Below are 25,376 nucleotides of genomic sequence, written 5' to 3'. Positions count from 1 at the left end.
GTCAAAACTTCATTTCCTGTTTGTAGCATTGATGTAGGATAAGGTTCGATTCTGAATTTAAAAGAGCGAGGTTGCGTTGTTCTAGATGTTCTTCTTTAAATTGAAATAAAGGAAAAAGAAGAGAAGGCAATGTTCGAGGAGTTGGTACTACATATAATTGTTCAATTTGATCGAGTACATGTGCAGAATTAGCAGCGATATGAAATCCCCAATCAGTTCCGAAAGAAGGGACTATTGTATGATAACTCTTCACAGTTAATCCAGCGTGTTCAATTGTATTACCGATACTCCAATATACTAGAGGTGCATCAGCAGGTGAATTAGATTGACAGACAAAAGCACCATCTTTTGTTAAGAATGTAGCTATACGAGCAAATAGTTCGCTTGTATATAAAGTACTTAACAACTCTGTCGCTGGATCTGGAAAATCAATAATGATTACATCGTATAAAGATGAAGGTGAATTTAGAAATTCTTTTGCATCGCATACGTGTGTATTTACACGATTATCAAAAAATGCACTTTTGTTTAAAGAAACTAATTCTGGAACATTACGAGCCATATCAATCATCAATCCATCTAAGTCAACAAGGTCTACATGTAGTACAGTTTCATATTTTAAAACTTCTCGCAGGGCAAGACCATCGCCACCGCCTAATATGAGAACACGTTTTGGATCAATTACTTTTGACATAATTGGATGTACAAGTGCTTCATGATAAATTTGCTCATCGACGGAGCTGAATTGTAGTTGCTTGTCCAAGTATAAGCGAACATCGTTTACTTGGACTAAATTAATATTTTGGTAATTACTCTTTTCTTTAAATAAATTTGTATGTTCACCAGCTTGTATTTCTTTTAAAGAAATTTCATCCCATACATCTAAGTTGTGTGAACTTGTTTCTATTATGGGTTCCAACTGTTCTTGTTTATTTTGTTTTTCCTGTTTACCATGTTTGTCTTGCTTATTTTCTGTTTCCTGCTGTTCTAGTTTAATTTTGTCAGAGTCTAATTCAGAATGCTTACCTTTTTTATAGCTTGTTATTCTATAAATCTTTATTTTGCTTTGTTTTCTATGTTTTGGCATAGGAATCCCCTTTCGAATTGTGTTATTTTATTCTATTTTATTTTATGTAATTTAGTAGAGTTTGCTTGGACAATAGAATAGATAGAAGACTGAGCTCAAGAAAATGTTGTTTTTTACTAGATTTCTACGATAAAAAAATTTTTTAGTGTTTTTTTATGTTAGGCATAACTAGACAACTAAACACTAATCTATTTTCATACAGTTATGTGTTAAAAGCGTGTTGTTTTATAACACACTGTGTGTTTTTTGAGTAACACACTAATTGAAAGCGTTAACACACAAAGAAAATGCTCGAAAAAGCACTGATTTTAGTGGTTTTAAAAAGTTGGCACGCTAATTGCATTAATAAATAGCGTAAAGAAAAATAAATAAAACATAAATTTTTTATACTACACAAGGGGGATTTTCAAATGAATATTTTATTATGTTGCTCAGCAGGGATGTCTACAAGTTTACTAGTTACAAAAATGGAAGCGGCTGCAAAAGCTCGCGGTCTAGAAGGAAAGATTTGGGCTGTATCTGGGGATGCAGTAAAAACGAATATCGATCAAGCAGATGTGTTATTACTAGGACCACAAGTTCGTTACATGCTTTCTTCAATGAAAACGCTTGCTGACGAGAGAAACGTTGGAATCGACGTTATCAATCCAATGCACTACGGCATGATGAATGGAGAAGCAGTTTTAGATCACGCATTAACACTTAAAAAATAATTAGGGGGGAAGTAAAATGCAAAAGTTTATTGCATTTATGGAGAAGTACATGGTTCCGATTGCTGGTAAAATCGGATCGCAACGTCACTTAGCTGCGATCCGAGATGGATTTATTGCAGTTATGCCACTTATTTTAGTTGGTTCGATGGCAGTACTAGTTAATGGTTTACCAATTCCAGCATTCCAAAATTTTATGAAAGATTTATTCGGTGAAACTTGGACACAAATTGGTGCTGGTATGTGGACAGGGTCCTTCGGGGTATTAGCTCTGATGGTGGCGGTTACCATAAGTTATAACTTAGCAAAATCTTACGGTGTTGATGGATTGTCAGCAGGTATTATTTCGTTTGGTGCATTAATTATTCTTACACCAACAACACCAAAAGAAGCTGGAATAAATATGCTTTGGACAGGCGCACAGGGTTTGTTCGTTTCACTTATTGTCTCCATACTCGTAACGGAGATATTCCGCTTCTTTGTTCAAAGAAACATTACAATTAAAATGCCTGACGGTGTACCACCAGCAGTAATGAAATCTTTCGCTGCTTTAGTTCCAGCATTTGTGATTTTAACAGGTATTGCAAGTATTCAATTAGCAGTAAAACTAGCAGGTACAAGTGTTCATGAGTATATCTTTAATACATTACAAGTTCCATTACAAGGTTTAGCGGGTACGTTACCAAGTGCAATCTTTATTGCGTTATTAGTACATGTACTTTGGTTCTTCGGTTTACATGGTCCAAATATTGTTGGTGGTATTATTGAGCCACTTTATTTACCAGCATTAGAGAAAAATATTAAGTTATTCCAAGATGGAACATCTGCATTTGATGTTCCAAACATTATTACAAAACCATTCTTTGATACTTTCGTATATCTTGGTGGTTCTGGTGCAACATTAGCGTTTTTAGTAGTTGTATTAATTGTAGCGAAAAGTGCACAATTACGCGGTGTATCTCGTCTATCAATTGGACCTGGTGCATTTAACATTAACGAACCAGTAATCTTTGGTACACCAATCGTATTAAATCCAATTTTATTCATCCCGTTCGTATTAACACCTGTTGTGTTAGTTATTACATCTTATACAGCAATTTACTTAGGATGGGTACCAAAAACAGTAGCGATGGTTCCATGGAACGTTCCACCAATTATTAGTGGGTATCTTGTAACAGGTTTACATCCTTCTGGTGCGATTTTACAATTATTCAACTTTGTTGTTGCAATGGCGATTTACTTCCCATTCGTTGTCGCATGCGATCGTTCAGTTATCCGTACTGAGAAAGCAGCACAAGAAAATAACAACTCTGTACCTATGTAACATAGTAATTGTTCTCATAGACAACGATACCTGTGAGAACAATTACCTTTATATCATGTTCAAAAAGATGAAAAACATCTATATGAACACTAAACTATCATTAATAAATTCATACTTTAATAGACATGTTCAAACTGAAGGGGTATTTAAATCGGTTGAACCTTATAGAGAGGGCGGTAATTATGATGACTACAGCAGAACAAATTCCATTCCAATTGATTTTAAATAGTGGTAACGCACGAAGCTTTGCGATGGAGGCACTTCAATTTGCCAAACAGGGGAAAATGGTAGAAGCAGATGAAGCGATGGTAAAGGCGAAAGAAGCGATTAATGAAGCGCATCATTTCCAAACAGAGCTCATACAATCAGAAGCAAGAGGAGAAAAAACAGAGGTTAGTGTTCTTTTAATTCACGCACAAGATCATTTAATGAATGCGATTACAGTGAAAGAATTAGCAGCAGAGTTTATCGATCTTTATAAAAAGCTTGAAGCGAAAGGGGAATAAAGCATGACTGGAATTAAAATTGCTACAATCGGCGGTGGATCTAGTTATACACCAGAGTTAATTGAAGGATTTATTAAGCGTTATGATGAGCTTCCTGTTCGTGAAATTTGGTTAGTAGATATTGAGGCAGGAAAAGAAAAGTTAGAAATTGTTGGTAACTTAGCGAAACGTATGGTGAAAAAATCAGGTTTACCAATCGAGGTACATTTAACACTTGATCGCCGCGAGGCATTGAAGGATGCTGACTTCGTAACAACACAGCTTCGCGTTGGTTTATTAGAAGCACGTGCAAAAGATGAAGCGATCCCGTTAAAATATGATGTAATCGGTCAGGAAACGAATGGTCCTGGTGGTTTATTCAAAGCGCTGAGAACGATTCCTGTTATTTTAGATATTTGTAAGGATATGGAGGAGCTTTGTCCGAATGCATGGTTAATTAACTTTGCGAACCCAGCAGGTATGGTAACAGAAGCTGTTCTTCGTTATACAAATATTCAAAGAGTAGTCGGTCTATGTAACGTTCCAATCGGAATTCGCATGGGTCTTGCAAGATTACTGGAAGTAGATGCAAGTCGTGTCCACGTTGATTTTGCAGGTTTAAATCACATGGTATACGGACTAGACGTATATTTAGATGGCGTAAGTGTAATGGATCGTGTGTTAGAGCTTGTAACAGATCCGGAAAAGCAAATTACGATGGAAAATATTGCAGCGCTTAACTGGGAGCCAGACTTTATTCGCGGCCTTCGTGCAATTCCGTGCCCATACCACCGTTACTACTACAAAACACGTGAAATGTTAGAAGAAGAGAAAGAAGCTTCGGTTGAAAAAGGTACACGTGCAGAAGTAGTAAAACAATTAGAAGATGATTTATTCGAGTTATATAAAGACCCGAACTTAGATATTAAACCACCACAATTAGAAAAACGTGGAGGCGCTTATTATAGTGATGCAGCATGTAGCTTAATTACGTCTATTTACAATAATAAAGGTGATATCCAGCCTGTTAATACACGAAACAACGGAACAATTGCAAGCTTACCACATGATTCTGCTGTTGAAGTGAACTGTATTATTACGAAAGAAGGTCCAAAACCAATTGCGGTCGGAGATCTTCCAGTACCAGTTCGCGGCTTAGTACAACAAATTAAATCATTTGAGCGCACAACAATTGAAGCTGCTGTTACAGGGGATTATCATAAGGCGCTGCTTGCTATGACAATCAATCCACTTGTACCATCAGATAAAGTTGCAAAACAAATTTTAGATGAAATGTTGGAAGCACATAAAGAATATCTTCCACAATTCTTCAAAAAGGTAGAGAAATAAAAAGCGGCGCTATTTAGCCCGCTTTTTTTCTTATATTAGTAGGAGGGATTCAAGTGATTCAATTAATCGTAAATGCAGATGATTTCGGGCTTACAGAAGGTACAAATTACGGCATTATTGATGGACATATAAATGGAATTGTAAATTCAACGACGATGATGATGAATATGCCGGGGACAGAGCATGCGGTACATTTAGCAAAAGAGTATAAAACGCTGGGAGTAGGAGTACACCTCGTATTAACAGCAGGAGAACCACTTTTAAAGAATGTACCATCACTTGTAGGGACAGATGGATTGTTTCATAAACAAGGTGTCGTAAGGGAAGGGAATATAAATCCAGAAGAAGTTGAGAGAGAGTGGACTGCTCAAATTGAGAAATTCCTATCTTACGGATTAACACCAACTCATTTAGATAGTCATCATCATGTGCATGGTTTACCGATTTTACATGATGTTCTTGAGAGATTAGCGGCTAAATATAATGTTCCGATTCGTCGTTGTGAGGAAGATAGAGCGGTGCGCCCATTTTCTGATGTGTTTTACAGTGACTTTTATGCGGATGGTGTGACGGAAGATTACTTTGTGAAGTTAAAAGAAAGAGTACAAGGTGAACAAACGGTAGAAATTATGGTTCATCCAGCTTATATTGATCCAGAGCTTGTGAAGCGTTCTTCTTACGTAATGGATCGTGTGAAGGAATTGCGTATTTTAACAGAGAGCGAATTACCAGAAGGAATAGAGCTTGTGAAGTTTTAATAGAAAAACGACGGCTACATCATGCCGTCGTTTTTTATTTATAAAATGGATAGAGCATATCCGCCAAATGCCCCGAGTATAACGATAACCCAAGGTGGTGTTTTCCAAAAAGCTAGTAAGCAAAAAAGAAGCGAAGCGAAAACGAAATCTGAAGCATTTATAACTGTACTCGTCCAAATGGGATCGTAAAAAGCGGCAATTAAAATACCGACAACAGCGGCATTGACTCCAAGTAGTGCGCCTTGTATGAATGATATTTTTCTCACGCTGTTCCAAAATGGTAAAACACCAATAACGAGTAAGAAAGCAGGGAAGAAAATTGCAATTGTTGCGAGTATTGCCCCAATCGTCCCGTTTAACACTGCTCCTATATAAGAGGCGAATGTAAATAGTGGTCCTGGTACTGCTTGTGTTAATCCGTATCCAGCTAGGAACTGTTCTTTCGTCATCATGCCGTTTTGTACGAACTCACCTTCGAGAAGGGGCAGCAAGACGTGTCCTCCTCCAAATACAAGTGCGCCAGAGCGATAGAAACTATCAAATAAAGCGATATAATAAGAGAACGGTCTTAATATTGGTAGCAGTAGTAAGAGTCCAAAGAATAAGACGAGACAAGAAACTGCTATCTTTTTTGGAATAGGTACTTTTATATGTTGAGATTGGCTAATTGGTTGGTTGCGATATAAAAACCAGCCGATAAAGCCACATATTATAATGAGGATCACTTGCGTCCAGCTACTTGGCCATAATAAGGCGATTGCGGCAGTTACAATCGCAATCGTCGCACGGTTGCGATCTGGAGTTAACTTTTGCGCCATTCCCCATATGGCGTGAGCGACAATAGCGACTGCTACAAGTTTTAGTCCATGAATCCAGCCAGCACTCCCAAGATCGAACTGATTAAGGAATGAGGCGAAGAAAACTAAAACAAGGACAGACGGTAAAGTGAATCCAATCCATGAAATAATAGCTCCTAAAAGCCCGCCCCGTAATAATCCAACCCCCATACCGACTTGACTGCTGGCAGGACCAGGAAGGAATTGACATAGCGCTACTAAATCTCCATAGCTTCGTTCATCCATCCATTTTCTTTTTTGCACGTATTCGTGGTGAAAATAGCCGAGATGAGCGACAGGACCGCCGAATGAAGTAAGTCCTAATTTAAATGAGACGAGAAAAATCTCTAATAATGTGTGAAAGGTGTGTTTGTTTTTTTTCAAAATAACCTCCTAGAATGTTTTTGCTATGTGCATTATACAAGAAGTGGTAAAGCAAAAGGAACAAATCTAATGTAAAGATTTTGTGAATCTTTTCTTTGTAATTAAAATTGAAAAAGTCATAAATGATTATGTCTAAACCATAAAGTAGTAGAAGTAGTGCTGGGAAATTTATATAAGGAGAATGCCTTATGACAACACATTTCTTTGCCAGGTTAACAGGTAAGAGGGAAGTGCCTCCTGTAAATACAGAAGCTTTTGGGGTAGCAGAGTTTATTTTTAGTGATGATTTAACGAAATTGCATTACAGAGTAATACTAAAAAATATAGAAAAGGTTACATCGTGTCAAATTCATTTAGGGAAGTCTACTCAAATTGGCCCTGTTGTTTTATATTTGTATGGTCCACTGGAGCAAGGGATTAGCTTGAACGAGGGAAGTATTACTGGTGTAGTGAATGTGGAGGATTTTGAGGGACCTTTACAAGGGAAATCATTTGTACATTTACTTCAAGAAATTATTCAAGCAAATGTATATGTTAATGTTCATACGAAATCACAAAAAAGAGGAGAAATAAGAGGGCGAGTTAGAAAAGTAAAGAAGTAGAGGAAAAGGCTGTCCATATGTTGGAACAGCCTTTTCTCATTATATAAGGTGCCAGTTTTAGCGATTATTGTCGGTAAATCGATATATTTTGAAAATCGCTGATATAATCTGAGTTGCGCCGATATATTTCAATAATCGCTGATATAACTCGCGTTACGGTCGATATTTTTAAAAACTGCCTCGATTAATTTTTAACAGGTTGATTTTTAATAAAGAAGTCCATAACGTAAAATACTTCGTCATCTGGTATTTGTATTTCAAATGTATTTTCAATTGGTTGCAATGCTTTTTTTACTTTCATATACATCCAGTATTCATCTTGTCTCCTTTTCTCCTTATCAGGATGAGGGAGAAGGCTTTCTCCTTTTTGGAGACGGTCAACCATACAGCTCATATGCAGAATAACACCCATTAAGCTATCAGGAGTTAGCTGTAAGGAAATTAATTCTTGGATTGTATTTAATGCGTAACGAATTGTTTTGATCAGTAATGCCCCATCGTTACGTTGCATTTGTTGTTCAAGAATATCCGCCATTTTTGCATATGTTTCTTCATACGTAATTAATTCTTGAATGGGCTGAATCGCTGTGTAGTTTACGATGTCTTGGAAATGATATGTTAAGCATGGTACTTGCACATCGAAATTCGTAACGATACAAATGATGTTACGCTCTTTTTTTATGTTCTCGATCATTTTCGTTAAATCTTTTTCATGGACGATACTAATCGGAATAATTTCAATTAAGTCTTTATCAAATCGTAAATAGTTCTCTAACATTTTTTGAATAGCTAAAGCACTTCCTTCACCAGTTAAACAAGCTGTTAAAATAACAGATTTCATTGGAGAGAGAGGTTTTTTCTTTTCTTCTTGTACGTTTAAGTAAAATGGTGTTAAATTTTTTACTGTTTCATACAGCGCATCTAATGAATAACCGAGCTGAGCTTTTCGAGCTGCTTCTAGTGCATGTGGTGTGCTCGTCATCGAGAGAACACGTACAGGGATTTTGAACTCCGTTTCTAATATGTCACCGATATAAGCAAGTGACCCCATATCGACAAGTAAGAGAAGCCCATTTACATTTTGTAGTGTTTTCATATACACTTTCACACGTTCCAAGAAATCTTTCGGTGATTCGTGTAACGGCATATCAATACCGGTTACTTCCTCAATGCCGAGAAGTTCGTTTGCAACGTTTGCCATTTCAGTTGCGATGCCATTACCGTGTGCTAATATTAATACTTTTACTTCTGTTTGTGAGGCAGGAATTGGATCAACAACGAAGAACATTGTTAAAAAGCCAGCTTCATCAATAGGCATTGTTATTTGTAATTCTTCCTCCAGTAGTTGAATGCATTGCATAGCTACGGAAAAAGCTTCTTTATATTTCGTACGAATTTGATTTAATTGTGGGTGATGTATTTGTTTTCCGCTTTGTAAACGTTGTAGAGTTGTCTGTACATGTAAACTTAAAGCGAGAAATACTTTTTCATCAAACGTCTTAGATAAATGCTTTTCAGCAAGTTCCGCTATTTTTTCACATACGGAAACGATATTACGATCCACAATTTTAAAAACATTTTCATGGCTTGTTTTTTTGGATATTTGGTTAAAATATTGTACGAAAAAGCTTTGAACATCATTTTCTATTAGTAATTCTAATTCTTCCTCTTCAATACCACGGGCTTGAAGTTCTTCGTATTTATAGTCAATATAATCGTAAATAGAAGAGCGTTTTTCATCTTCTGTTTTATGATTACTCCAACCTTCCTCACCTGTAAATACAAATGTTTCATTTGGTATTTGGTATAAGTGACGGCTCTTCCTTTCAATGAACAACCCTTCTTTCATATACCAAGGTAAATCTGTACTTGAAACATAGACAGAATCACGTTTCTTTGTGACCAAATCAGAATAGGCTTTCGCACAGGCAATTTGAACATCTGTTTTTAATTGACCAATGTTATTGGGACAATTATAAAAGACGAAAGCACGCATTGCATTTGGGCTAACGTGAATTTCTTTCCTTAGACGAATTGCTTCATTTGTGAAAAATAGCTGTAGTAAAGCAAAGCGCTCTTTATGTGTACGCTCACGAAGTGGTGGAAGCGTAACAGTCATCGGTATACGTCTTGTAAATGTTTTTAATAAAAAGGAATTTGGTTCTTCTGTTGTTGCAGTAATGATTAATACTTGTGCTTTACGCTCATTCTCTGTTTCTCCAAGGCGGCGGTATACTCCGCGGTCAATAAAGGTGAAAAGCATTTCTTGTCCCTCTGGAGGAAGACGATGTACTTCATCTAAGAAGAGAATTCCTTCATGAGCTTTTTCAATTAACCCTTTTTGATCACTCGCACCTGTGTAAGCTCCTTTTTTAATCCCAAATAACTGTCCAAGTAGTAGTTGTGGATTGTTTGCGTAATCAGCACAGTTAAATACGATAAATGGTGCATTTTTGGGAAGCTGTTCAACTTCAATTGCATATTCGTGCATTAAAGAAGCAAACATAGACTTTCCGACCCCTGTTTCTCCTAGTAGTAAAGTATGCATACCGTTTGGAGGGTAGAGAATAGAAGCTTTCGCTTTTTCAATTGCGATTTTAAGGCTCGTATTTTCAATTGCAAATGTATCTAATGAAGTTATGTCTTTTGAATGCGTTTCCAACGAAGTGTTCGTTTCTATGTAAAAACGAACAGGTCGCGTATTTGTTTTTAATAACCGTTTATCTTTTACAAGTTTGTTTAAGTCGCTACTTACATTGGCGCGATCTAGTTGTAGAAATGTAGCGAGTTCTGATGCGGTTACACCTTCTGTATAATTTCCTTCTTGTATTGCATTAAAAATGAGATCTATTCGTTTCATTTCCATTCACCTCGAAACTTCATCACTATTTAAAATTTTACACAAAAATGGGAAGGGTGGGAAGAGAAAAATAAAACAGCTTTAGTCTAGAAGTACTAAAGCTGTTACAATCTTGTGTCTTTCCAAAAATTTACCTCGAGATGAGAAGATGGATTATAGGGAAGAAGTTTGTATCCTTGTGACTGTAAATAATCAATTACTTTTGGCAGTATTTGTACGGTCACACTCGAATCATGCATCAAAATAACTTCGACTTGTTCATCACTTTGATTACGCACTCTTTCGAGTATGGCAGAAGGATTATCATAGCTTTTCCAGTCATAAGTATCGATTGTCCAATCCCACATTTTATACTGGGCTGATACAAGTGCGTCACGGTAATTCTTTTTTAAGTAAGGCATACTACCATATGGAACGCGAACGAGATGTGTATTTAATTTCGTAACTTGCTGGACAATACTTTGTGTTTGTTCCATTTCTGCAATTAAAGTGGAAGGGTCACCAGTGTAAAGGCGTTTTACATCATGTGACATGCTATGGAGCCCGATATAATGTCCTTCTTTAATTAATCGTTGCATCGTTTTTCTGTAATGCGGCACTTTTCCGCCAATAACAAAGAAAGTTGCTTTTCCGTTCTTTTCTTTTAAGATGTTTAAAATTTGTGTAGTGTATTTGTTTGGCCCGTCATCAAATGTTAAGTACGCAATTTTTTGTGTAGGAGAGGTCGTTTCAGTATTTGGATGATGTTCAGCAGGAATAACGGTTGTTGCTTCAGTATTAGATGATGCGTACATAGTAATTGTTAAGAATAAAATAATACATTGAAATATTCGCTTGATCATAACATTCACCCTCAGTTTGACAATCAAGATGTAAAAAAACTTGATACTTTTCTTATTATGTATATCTTTCTCCAATAGAGGAACTCTCAAACAATCTATATTTTGGAAATATAAAATAAGGAATAAAAAATAGCATCCTAAAGGATGCTATTTGAATATTTCATAATTGAAAAGGCTATACTACAATTAGTCTTCGCGTTTTTTCACTTTTTTATAAAAGGAAATAAGTGGTTTGTAACGTTCGTGTACAAGCCCGATTATTTCGGCAATGATTTCTGTGAAGAAAATCAAAGCGAAAAGAAGAATAATGGATAACCATAACGTTGCACTAGTGAAAATAATGGCATTTACACTAAAGAAAATACCGAATGCGTATATAATTAGTACCGTTTTGCGATGAGAGAATCCCATTGCAAGTAAGCGGTGATGTAAATGCGATTTATCCGGTGCTGAAATAGGTTTTTTATTTACGATACGACGGATGATTGCAAATATCGTATCAAATATAGGTACACCTAAAATGATAATTGGAACGATAAAACTGAATAACGTTACACTTTTGTATAATCCAAGTAACGATATAACAGAAATACAGTATCCTAAAAATAGTGCCCCTGTATCTCCCATGAAAATTTTTGCTGGATGGAAGTTGTAGAATAAAAATCCAATTGTACTTGCTAATATAATTAATGCGAGTGGCAAGATAATAGCTGTTCCAGTACCCCATGGGCTAGTGAAGGCCATATATGCTAGCGTTGCAAGTACGATAGATGAAATACCAGCAGATAATCCATCTAAGCCGTCAATTAAGTTGATTGCATTCGTAATACCTACAAGCCAAAATACTGTAATTGGATAAGCAAGCCATCCAAGTTCAGTATCCCCAAGGAATGGGATATATAATACTTGCACTAATAATCCACTTTTTACAATCATAATGGCAACTAACAGTTGTCCACCGAATTTTACTCTCGCAGATAACTCGTACATATCATCTAAAATTCCGATGATTACAATGATAATTGCACCTAGTGTTATCGATAACATTCTTTGTTCATATAAGCCGCCGACAACAAATCCTACAGCTACACCAATAAATATTGCTAACCCGCCAAGACGTGGCATAATCTTTTGGTGCACTTTACGTGCGTTTGGCTTATCTGTCGCTCCTATTTTAAAAGCTAATTTAATAACTAAAGGAGTAACGACGAGTACAGTGATGAAAGATGCCAAAATGGCATAAATCACTTGTGAGTCCATTAATACCCCACCCTTTATATTCTAACGTAATTTTTTTTTTGAAAATATATTTATCTGAAAATTATGATGTTTATTTACAGGCTCATAACATATGGTATCACAAAAAGATTAGAATTCAATCTTTTTTTCTCTTTACGGTTAATGGAAGCGGATAGAATATATGACAATTGTATATAGAATGTTGCATCATATGAGAAGGTTAATCGTACTGGACTTTGGAATATGACATTTCCTTTTTTTCTTCGATAGTGAATACTTTTAGTTCAGTATTATAAGTGTTACACGTAGAAATGAGTAAGTTTCATGTTAAAATGTGGGAATTTATCTCGCGTCAACTAGTAGCCCCATTCCTACTAATTAAAGTTTCACTTTATCCCGCATTAACGGGCAGTAAGCCCCCCACCTCAAAATTCAGCGAAGCAAAGAAGTTAGGTGGGGATCAACTGCCCGTAAAAGCCCCACTGATTAAAGTTTCACTTTATATTATAGTGCATTTAATTTTACAAAAACTTTAAAAAGAATGAGGGAAGTAATTCATATAATGAAGAAGGAAAAGGGTTTTCTCATTTTTAATGTGAGAGGGGGAAGCACAGGGAGAATTCTGTATTTCATATCTTTTCTATTGTAAATTCCTGTGCGAAAAGGAAATGAAAATTACGATAATAGGTACTGGATATGTTGGATTGATTACAGGAGTAGGATTGGCAAAGTTGGGGCATTCAGTTACATGTTTTGATATAGATGATGAAAAAATTGAACGGATAAAACAAGGGGATTTACCTATTTATGAAGTTAGATTACATGAATTAATAAATTATGCATATGAGAATAATGCTTTAACTTTTACATCAAATAAAGAAGAGGCATTTGATGATGTAGAGTTTATATTTATTGCAGTTGGAACACCACCTTTATTAGATGGGACGGCGGATTTAACGTATATTCAGAGTGCTTGTAACGATATTGGATTATATGCGACGAACGATATTATTGTTGTTACGAAAAGTACAGTTCCAGTAGGTACAAATGATGTAATGAAGGGATGGATTGAGGGGAATTTAAAAGGGAGGCATACAGTACATATCGTATCGAATCCAGAGTTTTTGCGTGAAGGTTCAGGTATTTATGATTTCTTTCATGGAGATCGTATTGTAATTGGAGCGGATAGTGAGGAAGTAGCAAGAAGAGTAGAGAGTTTGTATAGCCAATTATGCTTAGAAACGTATGTTACAGATATTAAAAGTGCAGAGATGATTAAATACGCATCGAATGCCTTTTTAGCTACAAAGATTAGTTTCATTAATGAAATTTCAAATATATGTGAGAAGGTAGGCGCAAATGTATTGGATGTTGCTAAAGGGATGGGAATGGATAAGAGAATTGGTGCATCTTTTTTAAATGCGGGCATTGGATATGGGGGATCATGTTTCCCGAAAGATACGAAAGCACTGGTGCAAATTGCGGGAAATGTTGCTCATGATTTTCGTTTGTTAAAAGCGGTTATTGAAGTAAATAATAAGCAACAGCTGCTATTGATTGAAAAAGCGAAAAAAGTTATGAACATGAATAAAAAGCGGATTGCAGTTCTTGGCGCATCCTTTAAACCGAATACGGATGATATTAGAGAGGCATCATCTCTTATTATAATAGAAGCATTAATTAATATAGGTGCAGATATTGTTCTTTACGACCCAAAAGCAATTCAATATGTGAAAAATATATTTGGAGATGCTATACAATATAGTAGATGTATAGATGAATCGATTAGAGATGCGAGTGCGGTTTTTATCGTAACAGAATGGGAAGATATTCAAACTTATCCGTTAGAAAAGTACGTACAACTTATGAGGGAGCCTATTTTATTTGATGGGAGAAATTGTTATACTGATGAAGATGTTAAGAAACAAAAGATAGATTATTACTCGGTGGGAAGAAAAAGTATTTGTAATAGAAAAGTTTCTGTTATGCGTTAAAAAGGGATGTACTCATGCATATTTTTATATGTCATAATAGAAGCTGTAATTAGTGAAAGAAAAGAGGCAATCACATGACTGAACGTTTAAAAGTAATGACAATTTTCGGGACACGTCCAGAAGCAATTAAAATGGCACCTCTTGTATTAGAGTTGCAAAAACACCCAGAAAAAATTGAATCGATTGTGACTGTAACAGCACAGCATCGCCAAATGTTAGATCAAGTATTAAATATCTTTGGAATTACGCCAGATTTCGATTTAAATATCATGAAAGACCGCCAAACTTTAATTGATGTTACAACGCGTGGTTTAGAAGGTTTGGATAAAGTAATGAAAGAAGCGAAGCCGGATATTGTACTTGTACATGGTGATACAACAACAACATTTATTGCAAGCTTAGCTGCTTTTTATAATCAAATTCCAGTAGGTCATGTTGAGGCGGGCCTTCGTACGTGGGATAAGTATTCTCCATACCCAGAAGAGATGAATCGTCAATTAACAGGTGTAATGGCGGATCTTCATTTCTCACCAACAGCAAAATCAGCAACGAACTTACAGAAGGAAAATAAAGATGAGTCACGTATTTTCATCACAGGAAATACAGCGATTGACGCGCTACAAACGACTGTAAAAGAAACATATAGTCATCCTGTACTAGAGAAACTTGGAAATGATCGTCTTGTACTTATGACAGCTCACCGTCGTGAAAACTTAGGTGAACCGATGCGTAATATGTTCCGTGCAATTAAGCGTCTTGTTGATAAGCATGAAGATGTACAAGTTGTGTACCCTGTTCATATGAACCCTGTTGTTCGTGAAATAGCAAATGAAATTTTAGGTGAACATAACCGTATTCATTTAATTGAGCCGCTAGATGTAATTGATTTCCACAATGTTGCAGCTCGTTCATACTTAATGTTAACTGATTCTGGTGGTGTACAAGAAGAAGCTCCATCACTTGGGGTACCAGTTCTTGTTCTTCGTGATACAACAGAGCGCCCTGAAGGTATTGAAGCAGGTACGCTGAAATTAGCAGGAACAGACGAAGAGACAATCTTTGGTCTTGCTGATGAGTTGTTATCAGATAAAGAAGCTCATGATAAGATGGCGAAAGCATCTAATCCTTACGGTGATGGTCGTGCATCAGAGCGTATTGTAGAAGCAATTTTACAACACTTTAATAAGTAAATAAAAAAGGCCCAATCGGATAGATTGGGCCTTTTTGTTATGGCTGATTGCGCATAATCCACTCTGCATGAGCATTTGTAGAAGGTGGCGGATCAGTTGGTGTTTTATTTTGGTTTGTTTCTTTTTTTGTTTGTTCGTTAGAACTTGAATTTGAATCAGGATTTGAGTTGTTTTTTGTAGTTGGATTTTTTGCTTTTTCTCCTAATTCTTTTTCAATTTCGTTACGCACCGTTTCTACACTGATTGGATCTGGAAGGAAGTAATAAATACCGCCTATCTTTTTGTCTTCGCCTTCAAGCTTTAACGTTTGCATTGTAGAAGGATCAAATCCAGAAATTTTATTGTAAAGAGCAAGTCCGTCTGAAATAGGAATGTCGGTTTTTATATATTTTCCAACGACAGCCGTTAAATCTTTAATTTTAAATACAGTAGATGTGGAGTTTAGTTTATGAGCAACAGCGGCCAGTAATTGTCTTTGTCTAGCAGCTCGACCATAATCGCCATTTGGATCTTGCTTTCGCATACGGACGTAAGCAAGTGCTTCTTCACCGTTTAAGTTTTGCTGTCCTTGCTTAAATTGAATTTTTTTGTAGTAATCCACGTCAGAGCGCTCCCAGAAATCGAAGGGTACGTCAACAGTAACACCGCCAACAGCATCAACGATACCTTTAAAGCCTTGGAAATCAATTTTAAGATAATGGTCTACAGGAACTTTTAGAAAGCCTTCGACAGTTTTGATTGCCATTTCTTCTCCGCCGTAAGCATGGGCAGCGTTAATTTTGTCTTCTTTATTTTTACCAACAATTGTAACTCGAGAATCACGAGGAATACTCATAAGTGAAATCTTTTGCGTTTTCGGGTTGACTGTTGCAAACATTAATGAGTCTGTACGACCATTTTGACCGTCTGTCGCATAATCTTCTATACCCATAATGAGAATTGTAAAAGGTTCCTTTGTAATTTCTACATCTTTGTTTCTTAAATCCGATTTTTCACGAGTAAAACCACTATACATCCCCATAAGAGAAGAGTAAGAATTTAACACATAAACTCCTATACTGCCAAATAAAAATGCGAAAATAAGGAAGAAGAAAAGTTTCCTTCTTCGTTTCTTTTTTATTCTGCTATTTTGGAGATGATAATAACGTTCTTCCATATATAATCTCCTTAGTTCGTTAGTTCATTTGTAGGGAAGTAATTCACTACATTAATCTTTAAAGGTGATAAAAGAGTTATGCTTAGATAACATCTTGTTCTAAGTACAACATATCTCCTTCTGTAATTGTACATTTCCCGTTTGTTAATTCAATCATCCAATCTGTAAAGGCTTGTTTGCCGTCTTCTTCAACATACGTATCAAATGTGACATTTTCTAGATAATGTATATCTTTAATGGCATATTTTGAATTGCGTAATTCATTTTCCACTTTGCCAAGTAATGTGTAATCAATCTCGGTTTGCATCACACGCATTAGTTTTCGCTGGACAACACCGACATGATTAATGCCTTCGCTTGTACACTTTCCATATGCACGAATTAATCCACCTGCGCCAAGTTTAATGCCACCAAAATAGCGTGTTACGACAACAACGGTATCTTTTAGTCCACGTTTTTTAAGTACTTCTAGCATTGGTACGCCAGCTGTACCGCTAGGCTCGCCGTCATCATTTGCTTTTTGAATATGATCTTGTTCGCCAATTAAATAAGCGGAACAATTATGTGTTGCATTCCAATGTTGTTTTTTTATTTTTTGTATAAATTCTTGAGCCTCTTCCTCAGTCGTTGCTCGACTAATATAACAAATAAATCTTGATTTTTGAATGACGATTTCGTGTTCGCCGTAGTCTTTGATTGTTAAATATTGTAATAGCACTTGTATACGCCCCTATCTATCAAAATGACTAGTACTTTCCATTTTAAAAGCGAGCCTTTTTATATTCAAACATTTTTTCTAAATACGTTGAAGTTTTTGGTGAGTATTTTATCTTTTTGTTGTAATTTGTCGAGATGGTGAGTATAATTTCAACCGGCATTTCCCTGTATGGATGCACCATTTGTAGTTTTCGTGTAAAATTAGGAAATAAAACTTTTTATAAGGCAGGTACGAAAATGAAAATAGCTATTGTTACTGATAGTACAGCATATATACCGAAGCAAATTCGTGATGAACTCAATATATATATGATTCCATTAAACGTTGTGTTTGGAACAGAATCTTATCAAGAAGAAGCTGAAATTTCAGCAGATGATTTTTATGTGAAAGTACGTGAACAAGAGGAACTTCCAAAAACTTCTCAACCAGCAATCGGAAAGTTTGTTGAGCTATATGAAGAACTAGCTAAAGATTATGATGCAGTTATTAGTATTCACCTATCAAGTGGAATTAGTGGTACATATCAAACATCAACAACAGCTGGACAGATGGTAGAGGGTATTGATGTATATACGTATGACTCTGAAATTAGTTGTGAAGTACAAGGATTTTATGTGCGTGAAGGTGCAAAGTTAGCAAGTGAAGGAAAGAATCCAAAAGAGATTATCGCTCGTTTTGATGAAATGAAGAAAACGATGGACGCCTATTTTGTAGTTGATGATTTACATCATTTGCAACGTGGTGGTCGATTAAATAGCGCGCAAGCTTTCATCGGCAGTCTGTTACAAGTGAAGCCAGTTTTATATTTTAGAGATAAAATCATTATTCCGTTTGAAAAGATTCGTACACGTAAAAAAGCATTAAAACGTATCATTGAAATTTTTGATGAGCAAGCAAGTAAAGGTGTACCTATGGAAGCAGTTATCATTCATGCGCAACGTGAAGAGGAAGCGAATGAATGGAAGAAAGAATTAGAAGCAAAATATCCTCACGTCACAATTCGTACAGGTTATTTTGGAGCTGTAATTGGTACGCACTTAGGTGAAGGTGCATTAGGTCTTGGATGGTATACGAAGTAATAAAGATATAAAAAGCTCTCTTTTTAAGAGGGTTTTTTTACGGGTATGTTACGTTTAGTTGACAAGTTAATATTTGGAAATGGTAAAATGTACGTAAAATAAAATAATGAGGAAAGTTTTATAACTTACTTTTTACAAGAAACTATATTATAATAGAAGAGAGGTGAAACATATGGAGCATAATTCTTGTTTATGTCCAAAGTTTGAGTCAGCTTTTACTTTGCTTAGTAAGAAATGGACTGGCTTAATTATTAAATCTTTGCTTGAAGAGTCGAAACGTTTTAGAGAAATCGCAGATATCATCCCAAATATGAGTGATCGTATGTTGTCAGAGCGTTTGAAGGAATTGGAAAGCGAGGGCATTGTAGTTCGTAATGTTTATCCAGAAGTACCAGTTCGAATCGAGTATGGCTTAACTGACAAGGGAAAAGCGTTAGAAAGTGTTATGGATGAGGTCCAAAATTGGGCTGAGAAATGGATGAAGTAGCATTTCATTTGTATTCGTATATTTAATAAAACGTAAGGGATTCCTTACGTTTTTTCTTTGTTCACAGAAGTGAGAAAAGTATATAAATTTCTACACATACATACAAAAATATACGAATTTTGCGCTAGAGCTACAAATAATATTACATTTGTTTTACAAAAACGTAACATTAGCAAAAAAAATCCCGAATTATGGTATAAATTTTATAGGTTATATACGGAAAAAGAAAAAAGAAAGCGGTGTAAAAAATAAAATGAAAAAGCTAAAAATGGCATCTTGCGCATTAGTTGCAGGGTTAATGTTTTCAGGGCTAACACCAAATGTATTTGCAGAAGATAAAATTTCTGACGTGAAATCACAAATTAATACACAAAATGACACTTTACATAAACAACAACAAGAACGTGATGAATTACAAAAACAAATGAATGACTTAAACAAAACAATTCAAGGTTTAGATAAGTCTGTTCAAGAGAATGCTGCAAAGCTTGATGAAACAACGAAAAAAGTTTCTGATACTGAGCAATTAATTGAAAAGAAAAATAAAGATATTGCAGAATTACAAACGAAGATTGCAAAACGTGAAGAGTTATTAAGAAAGCGTTTAGTTGCACTTCAAGAACAGCCAAATACGAACGTTGTAACAGAAGTTCTTGTAAACTCTAAAAACGTTGCAGATTTAGTTGATCGTTTAACTTCTGTTTCTAAAATTCTTGAGTCTGATGAAGATATCATGAAAACACAGCAAGAAGATCAAGCTAGTGTGAAAAAAGATGTTGCAACGGTAAAAGAGAAACAAAAAGAATTAAAAGAAGCACAAGCTCAAATTGAAACTGCTAAGAAAGAACTTGACGCTGAAAAAGAGAAAAAAGCAACAGCGGTAAACGATTTAAGCGGTAAAATGGATACAGTTGTAACTTCAATGACAAGTACGGAAGGTCAATTGAAAGAGCTTGAGAAACAAGCGTTACAATTACAACGCATTGCAGAAGAAGAAGCACAAGCAAAAGCTGCACAAGAAGCTGCTGCTCAAAAACAAGCAGAGCAAGCTGCTAAAGCTGCGCAAGCTCAGCCAGCACAAGCACCTGCAGAGCAAGCTGCACCAGCAAACAATGGTGGACAAGCTCAAAAAGAAGAGCCTAAAAAAGAAGAACCTAAAAAAGAGGAACCAAAAAAAGAAGAGCCTAAGAAAGAAGCACCTAAACAAGAAGAGAAAAAGCCAGCTCCAAATGTGGGTGGCGTAATTGGTAAAGCGCAAAGCTACTTAGGTTTACCATATGTTTGGGGAAGTGCATCTCCATCAAACGGTGGTTTTGATTGTAGTGGATTCATTTCTTACATTTTTGGTGTAGGTCGTCAAGACGTTGCAGGTTACTGGAACTCAGTTTCTAAAGTAGGTAGCCCACAACCAGGAGACTTAGTATTCTTCCAAGGTACTTATAAAGCAGGTCCATCTCACATCGGTATTTACGTTGGTAATGGCCAAATGATTCATGCTAGTGATAAAGGAATTGCATACGGTGATATCAACAGCTCATATAACCAAAAACATTTCTTAGGTTACGGTCGATTCTAGGATTTATAAAAGAATAAAAAACGTGTATAAAGTCGATAGCTTACTATTTTATAAGTAGGTTATCGGCTTTTTTGAGTTTTTACGGGATTTGAAGAAGGGTTTATAGTAGTGCTGGAGGTGATTGTCGATGCTAGCGGGGAAACAGTTGCTATTAGACGAACTTTCTTCAGATTTACAGAGGGAATTAAATGATTTGAAAAAGAAGGGAGAGGTCGTGTGTGTACAAGGTGTAAAAAAGAAGGCTTCTAAATATGTATGTCAGCGCTGTGGAAATATAGAACAGCGGCTATTTGCATCGTTTTTATGTAAAAGATGCAGTAAAGTGTGCACATATTGCCGGAAGTGTATAACGATGGGGAGGGTAAGTGAATGTGCTTTACTTGTTCGCGGGATTGCTGAAAGAAAGAGAGAAAAGAATTTAAACTTGTTACGGTGGAGCGGAACGTTGTCTACTGGTCAGAATTTGGCGGCGCAAGGAGTTATAGAGGCTATTAAGCGAAAAGAATCATTTTTTATTTGGGCTGTATGCGGGGCTGGGAAAACAGAGATGTTGTTTTACGGTATTAACGAAGCGCTTCAAAAAGGAGAAAGAGTTTGTATCGCAACGCCGAGAACGGATGTTGTTCTGGAATTAGCACCGAGATTACAAGAAGTATTTCCATATATAAAGGTAGCGGCTTTATATGGAGGGAGTGTGGATAAAGAAAAAGATGCAGTACTAGTCGTTGCAACCACGCATCAATTATTGCGTTATTATAGGGCGTTTCATGTCATGGTTGTAGATGAGATAGATGCTTTTCCATATTGTGCAGATCAAATGTTACAGTACGCGGTAAAACAAGCGATGAAAGAAAGAGCGGCGCGTATTTATTTAACTGCGACTCCAGATAAAACGTGGAAGCGAAAATTTAGAAGAGGTGAACAAAAAGGTGTTATTGTTTCTGGACGATATCACCGTCATCCTTTGCCAGTTCCTTTATTTTGTTGGTGCGGGAATTGGAAAAAAAGCCTCATTCATAAAAGAATTCCTCGAGTTTTACTACAGTGGTTACAAACGTACTTAAATAAAAAATATCCTATTTTTTTATTTGTCCCCCATGTGCGATATATAGAAGAGATAAGCCTGTTGTTAAAGTCATTAAACAAGCGAATTGAAGGTGTACATGCAGAAGATCCGGGTAGAAAAGAAAAAGTAGCGGCTTTCAGAAAAGGAGAAATCCCATTATTAGTTACAACGACAATTTTAGAGCGAGGCGTAACAGTAAAAAAATTGCAAGTAGCGGTTTTAGGGGCGGAAGAAGAAATATTCTCAGAAAGTGCACTCGTACAAATTGCGGGCCGAGCAGGGCGGAGCTTTGAAGCACCGTATGGAGAGGTCGTTTATTTTCACTATGGTAAGACAGAGGCGATGGTGCGCGCGAAAAAACATATTCAAGGTATGAATAAAAATGCGAAAGAACAAGGATTGATCGATTAATGCATTGTTTACTTTGTGATGAGTGTTTTGTAGAAACGGTTAGTTGGTACAATTTTTTTGTAAAGTGTCATAGAAAATATATATGTGATAGATGTGAGCAGAAACTTTCCTATATTATAGGAGAAATTTGCATGGAGTGTGGGCGGCCTTTAGAATATGTTCCTGCCTCATTTCAAGAAGACGGTATTTGTATAGATTGTCTAAGGTGGATGAAAGAGGCGAAGTATCGTTCTTTTAAAAACCGTTCGTTATATATGTATGATGATGAGATGAAAGAAATAGTAGCGCAGTTTAAGTTTCGGGGGGATGCAGAGCTAGTGCGCATTTTTTATCGTCCTTTTCGAAGTTTATTTCAAAAGTATTTTGCTAATGTTTCAACCGTTATCGCTGTTCCGCTTAGTAAGGAAAGGGAAGTTGAACGTGGTTTTAATCAATCTGAGTTATTAGCAACTTGTTTACCTGTCAAAATTTCTTATCCATCATTAAGAAGAAGGGAAACAGAAAAGCAAAGTAAGAAGACACGTAAAGAAAGGGTGTCAGGAAGCAATCCTTTTTATTTTCAGGGAGAAGAGATGTTTTCTGGGCAACATATTTTACTCGTTGATGATGTGTATACGACTGGAATTACAGTTAGGCAAATCGGAAGTTTGTTATATGAAAGAGGGGCAAGGGAAGTATCTAGTTTGACACTTTGTAGAAGTTAATATGGCAGTGTCGAAAGGGATAATAAAAAGGCGATAAGTCTTCTTTGACTTCATATGTTGTCATTCGTTATAGTCAAAATATGGGGCGAATGCCCTGATTTTTAGAGTGAAGGGAATGGAATGAACATGCAAGGAAGAGTGAAATGGTTCAATGCAGAAAAGGGATTTGGATTTATTGAGCGTGAAGATGGTGACGATGTATTTGTCCATTTTTCTGCTATTCAACAAGATGGGTATAAGTCATTAGAAGAAGGGCAACAAGTAGAGTTTGACATTGTAGATGGAGCACGTGGACCACAAGCAGCTAATGTTGTGAAACTGTAGGGGATATTGTTTTGGGAAGAGAAAGCTGCGTTTGTGGCAACGTTATATATATGTAGTAGAACCTCTTGTTTTTCGCAAGGGGTTTTTTGTTATAGGGTAAGTTGTCAAAAAGTTGTTTCTTTTCTGTAACGAATTGTCCACAGTTATATTCGTTATTCACGATGTTAATAGGATAAAATAAAGATAGAAACGATGCATCTTTTCATTTCAACAAAAAACGATAAAAAAATCGCAATTCCACTAATTTTTTTAAAAAAGTTAGAAGGAGTTTTTAAGCCAGTGTCGAAATTATAGTACATAGGCTTGAAAGGAGGAATTCATCTATGAAATTCAACATTCGTGGTGAAAATATTGAAGTAACTCCAGCATTAAAGGAATATGTAGAGAAAAAACTAAGTAAGTTAGAGCGTTATTTTGATACATTCCCAGAGATTAAAGTTAATTTAAAAGTATACTCTGACAAGCAACGTGTCGAGGTAACAATACCATTTACTGATTTATTACTTCGTGCAGAAGAAACTAATAGCGATATGTACGCTGCTATCGATTTAGTAGTTGATAAACTTGAGCGACAAATTCGTAAACATAAAACAAAGGTAAATCGTAAGTTACGTGAGAAAGGTTCTGTGAAAACGAACTTTATCCTTCCAGAAGCAGTAGCTGTTCTGGATGCGGTAGAAGAGGATGAATTAGAACTTGTACGTACAAAACGATTCGATTTAAAACCGATGGACGTTGAAGAAGCGATCCTACAAATGGATATGCTAGGACATAATTTCTTCGTCTTCACAAATGCTGATACAAATGAAACTAATGTTGTATATGGCCGTAAAGATGGGAAATACGGTTTAATCGAAACTAAATAATAATTCAAAAGCGCAGCCGAATGAGGCTGCGCTTTTTTGTATATTTTTGTTTTTGTATTGAGATTTTGAAGATTTATGTTGCAATGCAAGTGTTAAAACTTTATAAGTAGCTCATTTTGTTAAGAAGCTATTTTTAGACATTGTTTTGTCAAAACAATGTGAGGGAATTGAAAACTTGCAAGGGAGAGTGGCTCTTTATTATTTGAAACAGGCATAGGAAGGAAATATGTAATATTGCATATCTTAAATATTGTTTTGTTAATATCACTTTATCTTGATATAATATTTAAGTATTTTAAATTTGTTAATTTATTCCTTGTGTGGGAAAAAATAAAACCAATTGAAATATTTTAAATTTTTGGAGGTGCTTGTATTGAGTATTAAGAAAAAAAGTCGTTTTATGTTTGGATCTGTTTTATCTTTAGGTATTTTAGCTAGTAGTTTCGCTTTAACTGAACCAGCTAAAGCTGATACTAGTGATAGTCATGTGAGTTTTACTTTTAGACTTTGGAATGCATATGATTATACTACTGCACGTGCTAAAGAAAATCCTTCTTCTATGTATATGCGTGTTAAGAGTAGTGATAATGGCGGTGGTTCTTTCAACGTTTGGGCAGAAGCGGATAAAAATAGAAAAGCAAATAATAGAAAATGGGTAAATGTATCAGGTGATCATGAAGGAACAGTTAAACCTGGTAAAACTTATCTTTTCCAAAATTCTGCATATGAAGACTATGGGAAAAATGTTCCTGTTAGATTTGGTGGTTATTCTAGGGAAAATAATGCTTATCCTACTGCTTGGAGTCCTGATAGCAGAAGACCTGGTGGATCTTATACTGAATATTGATTTGAAATTATTTACTTTTATAATACTAGAAAAAGTCGTATAATCCAGATCAGGAATTATACGACTTTTTCTAATATTTAAATCAAAAATCGGAGGAGCTATAGTGAAGTTTATTTCAAGATATATTTTATTTAGTTTTTTTTTATTGGGTATTTGTTTTTTAGTTTCTTGTCAAAAAGAAGTGAATGAACCAATTGTAAATATTGAAGATACTTTAACGGAAAAAGAAAATTTAAAAAGCATTGAGTTAAAAGAAGTTAAGAAAAATACTATTTTTGAACAAGTATTTTTTGGGAATAAAACTGGTGATGATTTCTACGAGGGGCAGATAGATACAAATGATATTACAATAGAAGATAAACTTTCAAATAAAAATTTAAAACTAGGGGTTATACCGGAAAATCATTATGTTTTTTTAACAGGTATTACTAATGAAAAAAAACCTTCTTATCTTTTGGGACGTATTGAACAAACAGATGGG

Annotated in this window: 23 protein-coding genes and 1 pseudogene; 17 read left to right on the top strand and 7 right to left on the bottom strand. The window is 35.7% G+C overall.

Annotated elements, in window-relative coordinates; all coding sequences use genetic code 11:
- Nucleotide 1: 1 nt before the first annotated feature.
- Nucleotides 2–1,087, bottom strand: coding sequence for a polyamine aminopropyltransferase (locus ACO6VI_RS06685; protein ID WP_088020987.1), 1,086 nt, complete (start codon nucleotides 1,085–1,087; stop codon nucleotides 2–4).
- Nucleotides 1,088–1,497: 410 nt separating this feature from the next.
- Here ACO6VI_RS06685 and ACO6VI_RS06680 point away from each other — a divergent pair, with 410 nt between their 5' ends.
- The 5 genes from ACO6VI_RS06680 to chbG all read left to right on the top strand — a co-directional run bounded on the left by ACO6VI_RS06680 (nucleotide 1,498) and on the right by chbG (nucleotide 5,714).
- Nucleotides 1,498–1,800: a PTS sugar transporter subunit IIB gene (locus ACO6VI_RS06680; RefSeq protein WP_001023569.1), complete on the top strand. Its 303-nt coding sequence runs from the start codon at nucleotides 1,498–1,500 to the stop codon at nucleotides 1,798–1,800.
- A 16-nt stretch (nucleotides 1,801–1,816) separates the two neighbouring features.
- A complete protein-coding gene (gene celB / locus ACO6VI_RS06675) occupies nucleotides 1,817–3,121 on the top strand; it encodes a PTS cellobiose transporter subunit IIC (RefSeq protein ID WP_001168857.1) in 1,305 nt (434 codons plus the stop codon).
- 182 nt (nucleotides 3,122–3,303) lie between these two features.
- Nucleotides 3,304–3,627, top strand: a complete 324-nt coding sequence (locus ACO6VI_RS06670) for a PTS lactose/cellobiose transporter subunit IIA (RefSeq protein WP_000989059.1) — start codon at nucleotides 3,304–3,306, stop codon at nucleotides 3,625–3,627.
- Between the two features lie 3 nt (nucleotides 3,628–3,630).
- Entirely contained in the window at nucleotides 3,631–4,956 is a 1,326-nt protein-coding gene (gene celF / locus ACO6VI_RS06665; RefSeq protein ID WP_000145757.1) for a 6-phospho-beta-glucosidase, read from the top strand.
- Between the two features lie 53 nt (nucleotides 4,957–5,009).
- Complete coding sequence (chbG, locus tag ACO6VI_RS06660; RefSeq protein WP_088020988.1) at nucleotides 5,010–5,714, top strand: chitin disaccharide deacetylase; 705 nt, start codon at nucleotides 5,010–5,012, stop codon at nucleotides 5,712–5,714.
- 38 nt (nucleotides 5,715–5,752) lie between these two features.
- On the opposite strand, the gene ACO6VI_RS06655 is transcribed toward chbG, so the two are convergent.
- Complete coding sequence (locus ACO6VI_RS06655) at nucleotides 5,753–6,934, bottom strand: chromate transporter (protein WP_161520122.1); 1,182 nt, start codon at nucleotides 6,932–6,934, stop codon at nucleotides 5,753–5,755.
- A gap of 188 nt (nucleotides 6,935–7,122) precedes the next feature.
- Between ACO6VI_RS06655 and exsM the strand changes: the two genes are divergently transcribed.
- Nucleotides 7,123–7,536, top strand: a complete 414-nt coding sequence (exsM, locus tag ACO6VI_RS06650; RefSeq protein WP_000207046.1) for an exosporium regulatory protein ExsM — start codon at nucleotides 7,123–7,125, stop codon at nucleotides 7,534–7,536.
- A 184-nt stretch (nucleotides 7,537–7,720) separates the two neighbouring features.
- On the opposite strand, the gene ACO6VI_RS06645 is transcribed toward exsM, so the two are convergent.
- The 3 genes from ACO6VI_RS06645 to ACO6VI_RS06635 form a co-directional block, all read right to left on the bottom strand.
- Complete coding sequence (locus ACO6VI_RS06645) at nucleotides 7,721–10,396, bottom strand: PRD domain-containing protein (RefSeq protein ID WP_161520121.1); 2,676 nt, start codon at nucleotides 10,394–10,396, stop codon at nucleotides 7,721–7,723.
- A 104-nt stretch (nucleotides 10,397–10,500) separates the two neighbouring features.
- The gene (locus ACO6VI_RS06640; protein ID WP_000595799.1) at nucleotides 10,501–11,238 is read right to left on the bottom strand and encodes a polysaccharide deacetylase family protein; all 738 of its coding nucleotides are present in this window, start codon (nucleotides 11,236–11,238) and stop codon (nucleotides 10,501–10,503) included.
- A gap of 186 nt (nucleotides 11,239–11,424) precedes the next feature.
- Complete coding sequence (locus tag ACO6VI_RS06635) at nucleotides 11,425–12,498, bottom strand: glycosyltransferase family 4 protein (protein ID WP_000378320.1); 1,074 nt, start codon at nucleotides 12,496–12,498, stop codon at nucleotides 11,425–11,427.
- Nucleotides 12,499–13,145: 647 nt separating this feature from the next.
- Between ACO6VI_RS06635 and ACO6VI_RS06630 the strand changes: the two genes are divergently transcribed.
- Nucleotides 13,146–14,471 carry a UDP-glucose dehydrogenase family protein gene (locus tag ACO6VI_RS06630; RefSeq protein WP_098355576.1) on the top strand — a complete coding sequence of 442 codons (1,326 nt, stop codon included), beginning with the start codon at nucleotides 13,146–13,148 and terminating at the stop codon, nucleotides 14,469–14,471.
- 74 nt (nucleotides 14,472–14,545) lie between these two features.
- On the top strand, nucleotides 14,546–15,661 hold the full coding sequence (gene wecB / locus ACO6VI_RS06625; RefSeq protein ID WP_000140121.1) for a non-hydrolyzing UDP-N-acetylglucosamine 2-epimerase: 1,116 nt from the start codon (nucleotides 14,546–14,548) through the stop codon (nucleotides 15,659–15,661).
- A 37-nt stretch (nucleotides 15,662–15,698) separates the two neighbouring features.
- On the opposite strand, the gene ACO6VI_RS06620 is transcribed toward wecB, so the two are convergent.
- Nucleotides 15,699–16,817, bottom strand: coding sequence for an LCP family protein (locus ACO6VI_RS06620; protein WP_000392802.1), 1,119 nt, complete (start codon nucleotides 16,815–16,817; stop codon nucleotides 15,699–15,701).
- An 82-nt stretch (nucleotides 16,818–16,899) separates the two neighbouring features.
- The gene (locus ACO6VI_RS06615) at nucleotides 16,900–17,535 is read right to left on the bottom strand and encodes a YigZ family protein (RefSeq protein ID WP_000926669.1); all 636 of its coding nucleotides are present in this window, start codon (nucleotides 17,533–17,535) and stop codon (nucleotides 16,900–16,902) included.
- A gap of 236 nt (nucleotides 17,536–17,771) precedes the next feature.
- On the opposite strand from ACO6VI_RS06615, the gene ACO6VI_RS06610 reads away from it, so the two are divergent.
- The 9 genes and pseudogenes from ACO6VI_RS06610 to ACO6VI_RS06570 form a co-directional block, all read left to right on the top strand.
- Nucleotides 17,772–18,614, top strand: coding sequence for a DegV family protein (locus ACO6VI_RS06610; protein ID WP_000684725.1), 843 nt, complete (start codon nucleotides 17,772–17,774; stop codon nucleotides 18,612–18,614).
- Nucleotides 18,615–18,786: 172 nt separating this feature from the next.
- Nucleotides 18,787–19,101 carry a winged helix-turn-helix transcriptional regulator gene (locus ACO6VI_RS06605; protein WP_000400857.1) on the top strand — a complete coding sequence of 105 codons (315 nt, stop codon included), beginning with the start codon at nucleotides 18,787–18,789 and terminating at the stop codon, nucleotides 19,099–19,101.
- Between the two features lie 148 nt (nucleotides 19,102–19,249).
- On the top strand, nucleotides 19,250–20,677 hold the full coding sequence (locus ACO6VI_RS06600) for an NlpC/P60 family protein (protein ID WP_000499486.1): 1,428 nt from the start codon (nucleotides 19,250–19,252) through the stop codon (nucleotides 20,675–20,677).
- A 127-nt stretch (nucleotides 20,678–20,804) separates the two neighbouring features.
- A complete protein-coding gene (comFA, locus tag ACO6VI_RS06595; RefSeq protein ID WP_088020993.1) occupies nucleotides 20,805–22,154 on the top strand; it encodes an ATP-dependent helicase ComFA in 1,350 nt (449 codons plus the stop codon).
- Nucleotides 22,154–22,858: a ComF family protein gene (locus tag ACO6VI_RS06590; RefSeq protein ID WP_088020994.1), complete on the top strand. Its 705-nt coding sequence runs from the start codon at nucleotides 22,154–22,156 to the stop codon at nucleotides 22,856–22,858. The genes comFA and ACO6VI_RS06590 overlap by 1 nt, the downstream gene beginning before the upstream one ends.
- A 126-nt stretch (nucleotides 22,859–22,984) precedes the next feature.
- A complete protein-coding gene (gene cspC, locus ACO6VI_RS06585; RefSeq protein ID WP_001990088.1) occupies nucleotides 22,985–23,182 on the top strand; it encodes a cold shock protein CspC in 198 nt (65 codons plus the stop codon).
- A gap of 323 nt (nucleotides 23,183–23,505) precedes the next feature.
- Nucleotides 23,506–24,048 carry a ribosome hibernation-promoting factor, HPF/YfiA family gene (gene hpf, locus ACO6VI_RS06580; protein ID WP_000671193.1) on the top strand — a complete coding sequence of 181 codons (543 nt, stop codon included), beginning with the start codon at nucleotides 23,506–23,508 and terminating at the stop codon, nucleotides 24,046–24,048.
- A 373-nt stretch (nucleotides 24,049–24,421) separates the two neighbouring features.
- Complete coding sequence (locus ACO6VI_RS06575; RefSeq protein ID WP_088020995.1) at nucleotides 24,422–24,895, top strand: hypothetical protein; 474 nt, start codon at nucleotides 24,422–24,424, stop codon at nucleotides 24,893–24,895.
- Nucleotides 24,896–24,998: 103 nt separating this feature from the next.
- Nucleotides 24,999–25,376, top strand: a pseudogene (locus tag ACO6VI_RS06570) (hypothetical protein); the annotation flags it as partial.

This window comes from Bacillus sp. PSXD-155, from assembly GCF_049310765.1.
GTDB classification, from domain to species: domain Bacteria; phylum Bacillota; class Bacilli; order Bacillales; family Bacillaceae_G; genus Bacillus_A; species Bacillus_A cereus.
Note: the sequence above shows the minus strand (reverse complement) of the source record. Positions and strands in the feature narration are given on the sequence as shown.

What these genes read in the sequence shown, in the direction of transcription:
- ACO6VI_RS06685 (WP_088020987.1), bottom strand. Translation starts at nt 1,087, where the DNA reads ATGCCAAAACATAGAAAACAAAGCAAAATAAAGATTTATAGAATAACA.
- ACO6VI_RS06680 (WP_001023569.1), top strand. Translation starts at nt 1,498, where the DNA reads ATGAATATTTTATTATGTTGCTCAGCAGGGATGTCTACAAGTTTACTA.
- celB (WP_001168857.1), top strand. Translation starts at nt 1,817, where the DNA reads ATGCAAAAGTTTATTGCATTTATGGAGAAGTACATGGTTCCGATTGCT.
- ACO6VI_RS06670 (WP_000989059.1), top strand. Translation starts at nt 3,304, where the DNA reads ATGATGACTACAGCAGAACAAATTCCATTCCAATTGATTTTAAATAGT.
- celF (WP_000145757.1), top strand. Translation starts at nt 3,631, where the DNA reads ATGACTGGAATTAAAATTGCTACAATCGGCGGTGGATCTAGTTATACA.
- exsM (WP_000207046.1), top strand. Translation starts at nt 7,123, where the DNA reads ATGACAACACATTTCTTTGCCAGGTTAACAGGTAAGAGGGAAGTGCCT.
- ACO6VI_RS06645 (WP_161520121.1), bottom strand. Translation starts at nt 10,396, where the DNA reads ATGAAACGAATAGATCTCATTTTTAATGCAATACAAGAAGGAAATTAT.
- ACO6VI_RS06640 (WP_000595799.1), bottom strand. Translation starts at nt 11,238, where the DNA reads ATGATCAAGCGAATATTTCAATGTATTATTTTATTCTTAACAATTACT.
- ACO6VI_RS06635 (WP_000378320.1), bottom strand. Translation starts at nt 12,498, where the DNA reads ATGGACTCACAAGTGATTTATGCCATTTTGGCATCTTTCATCACTGTA.
- ACO6VI_RS06630 (WP_098355576.1), top strand. Translation starts at nt 13,146, where the DNA reads ATGAAAATTACGATAATAGGTACTGGATATGTTGGATTGATTACAGGA.
- wecB (WP_000140121.1), top strand. Translation starts at nt 14,546, where the DNA reads ATGACTGAACGTTTAAAAGTAATGACAATTTTCGGGACACGTCCAGAA.
- ACO6VI_RS06620 (WP_000392802.1), bottom strand. Translation starts at nt 16,817, where the DNA reads ATGGAAGAACGTTATTATCATCTCCAAAATAGCAGAATAAAAAAGAAA.
- ACO6VI_RS06610 (WP_000684725.1), top strand. Translation starts at nt 17,772, where the DNA reads ATGAAAATAGCTATTGTTACTGATAGTACAGCATATATACCGAAGCAA.
- ACO6VI_RS06605 (WP_000400857.1), top strand. Translation starts at nt 18,787, where the DNA reads ATGGAGCATAATTCTTGTTTATGTCCAAAGTTTGAGTCAGCTTTTACT.
- comFA (WP_088020993.1), top strand. Translation starts at nt 20,805, where the DNA reads ATGCTAGCGGGGAAACAGTTGCTATTAGACGAACTTTCTTCAGATTTA.
- ACO6VI_RS06590 (WP_088020994.1), top strand. Translation starts at nt 22,154, where the DNA reads ATGCATTGTTTACTTTGTGATGAGTGTTTTGTAGAAACGGTTAGTTGG.
- cspC (WP_001990088.1), top strand. Translation starts at nt 22,985, where the DNA reads ATGCAAGGAAGAGTGAAATGGTTCAATGCAGAAAAGGGATTTGGATTT.
- hpf (WP_000671193.1), top strand. Translation starts at nt 23,506, where the DNA reads ATGAAATTCAACATTCGTGGTGAAAATATTGAAGTAACTCCAGCATTA.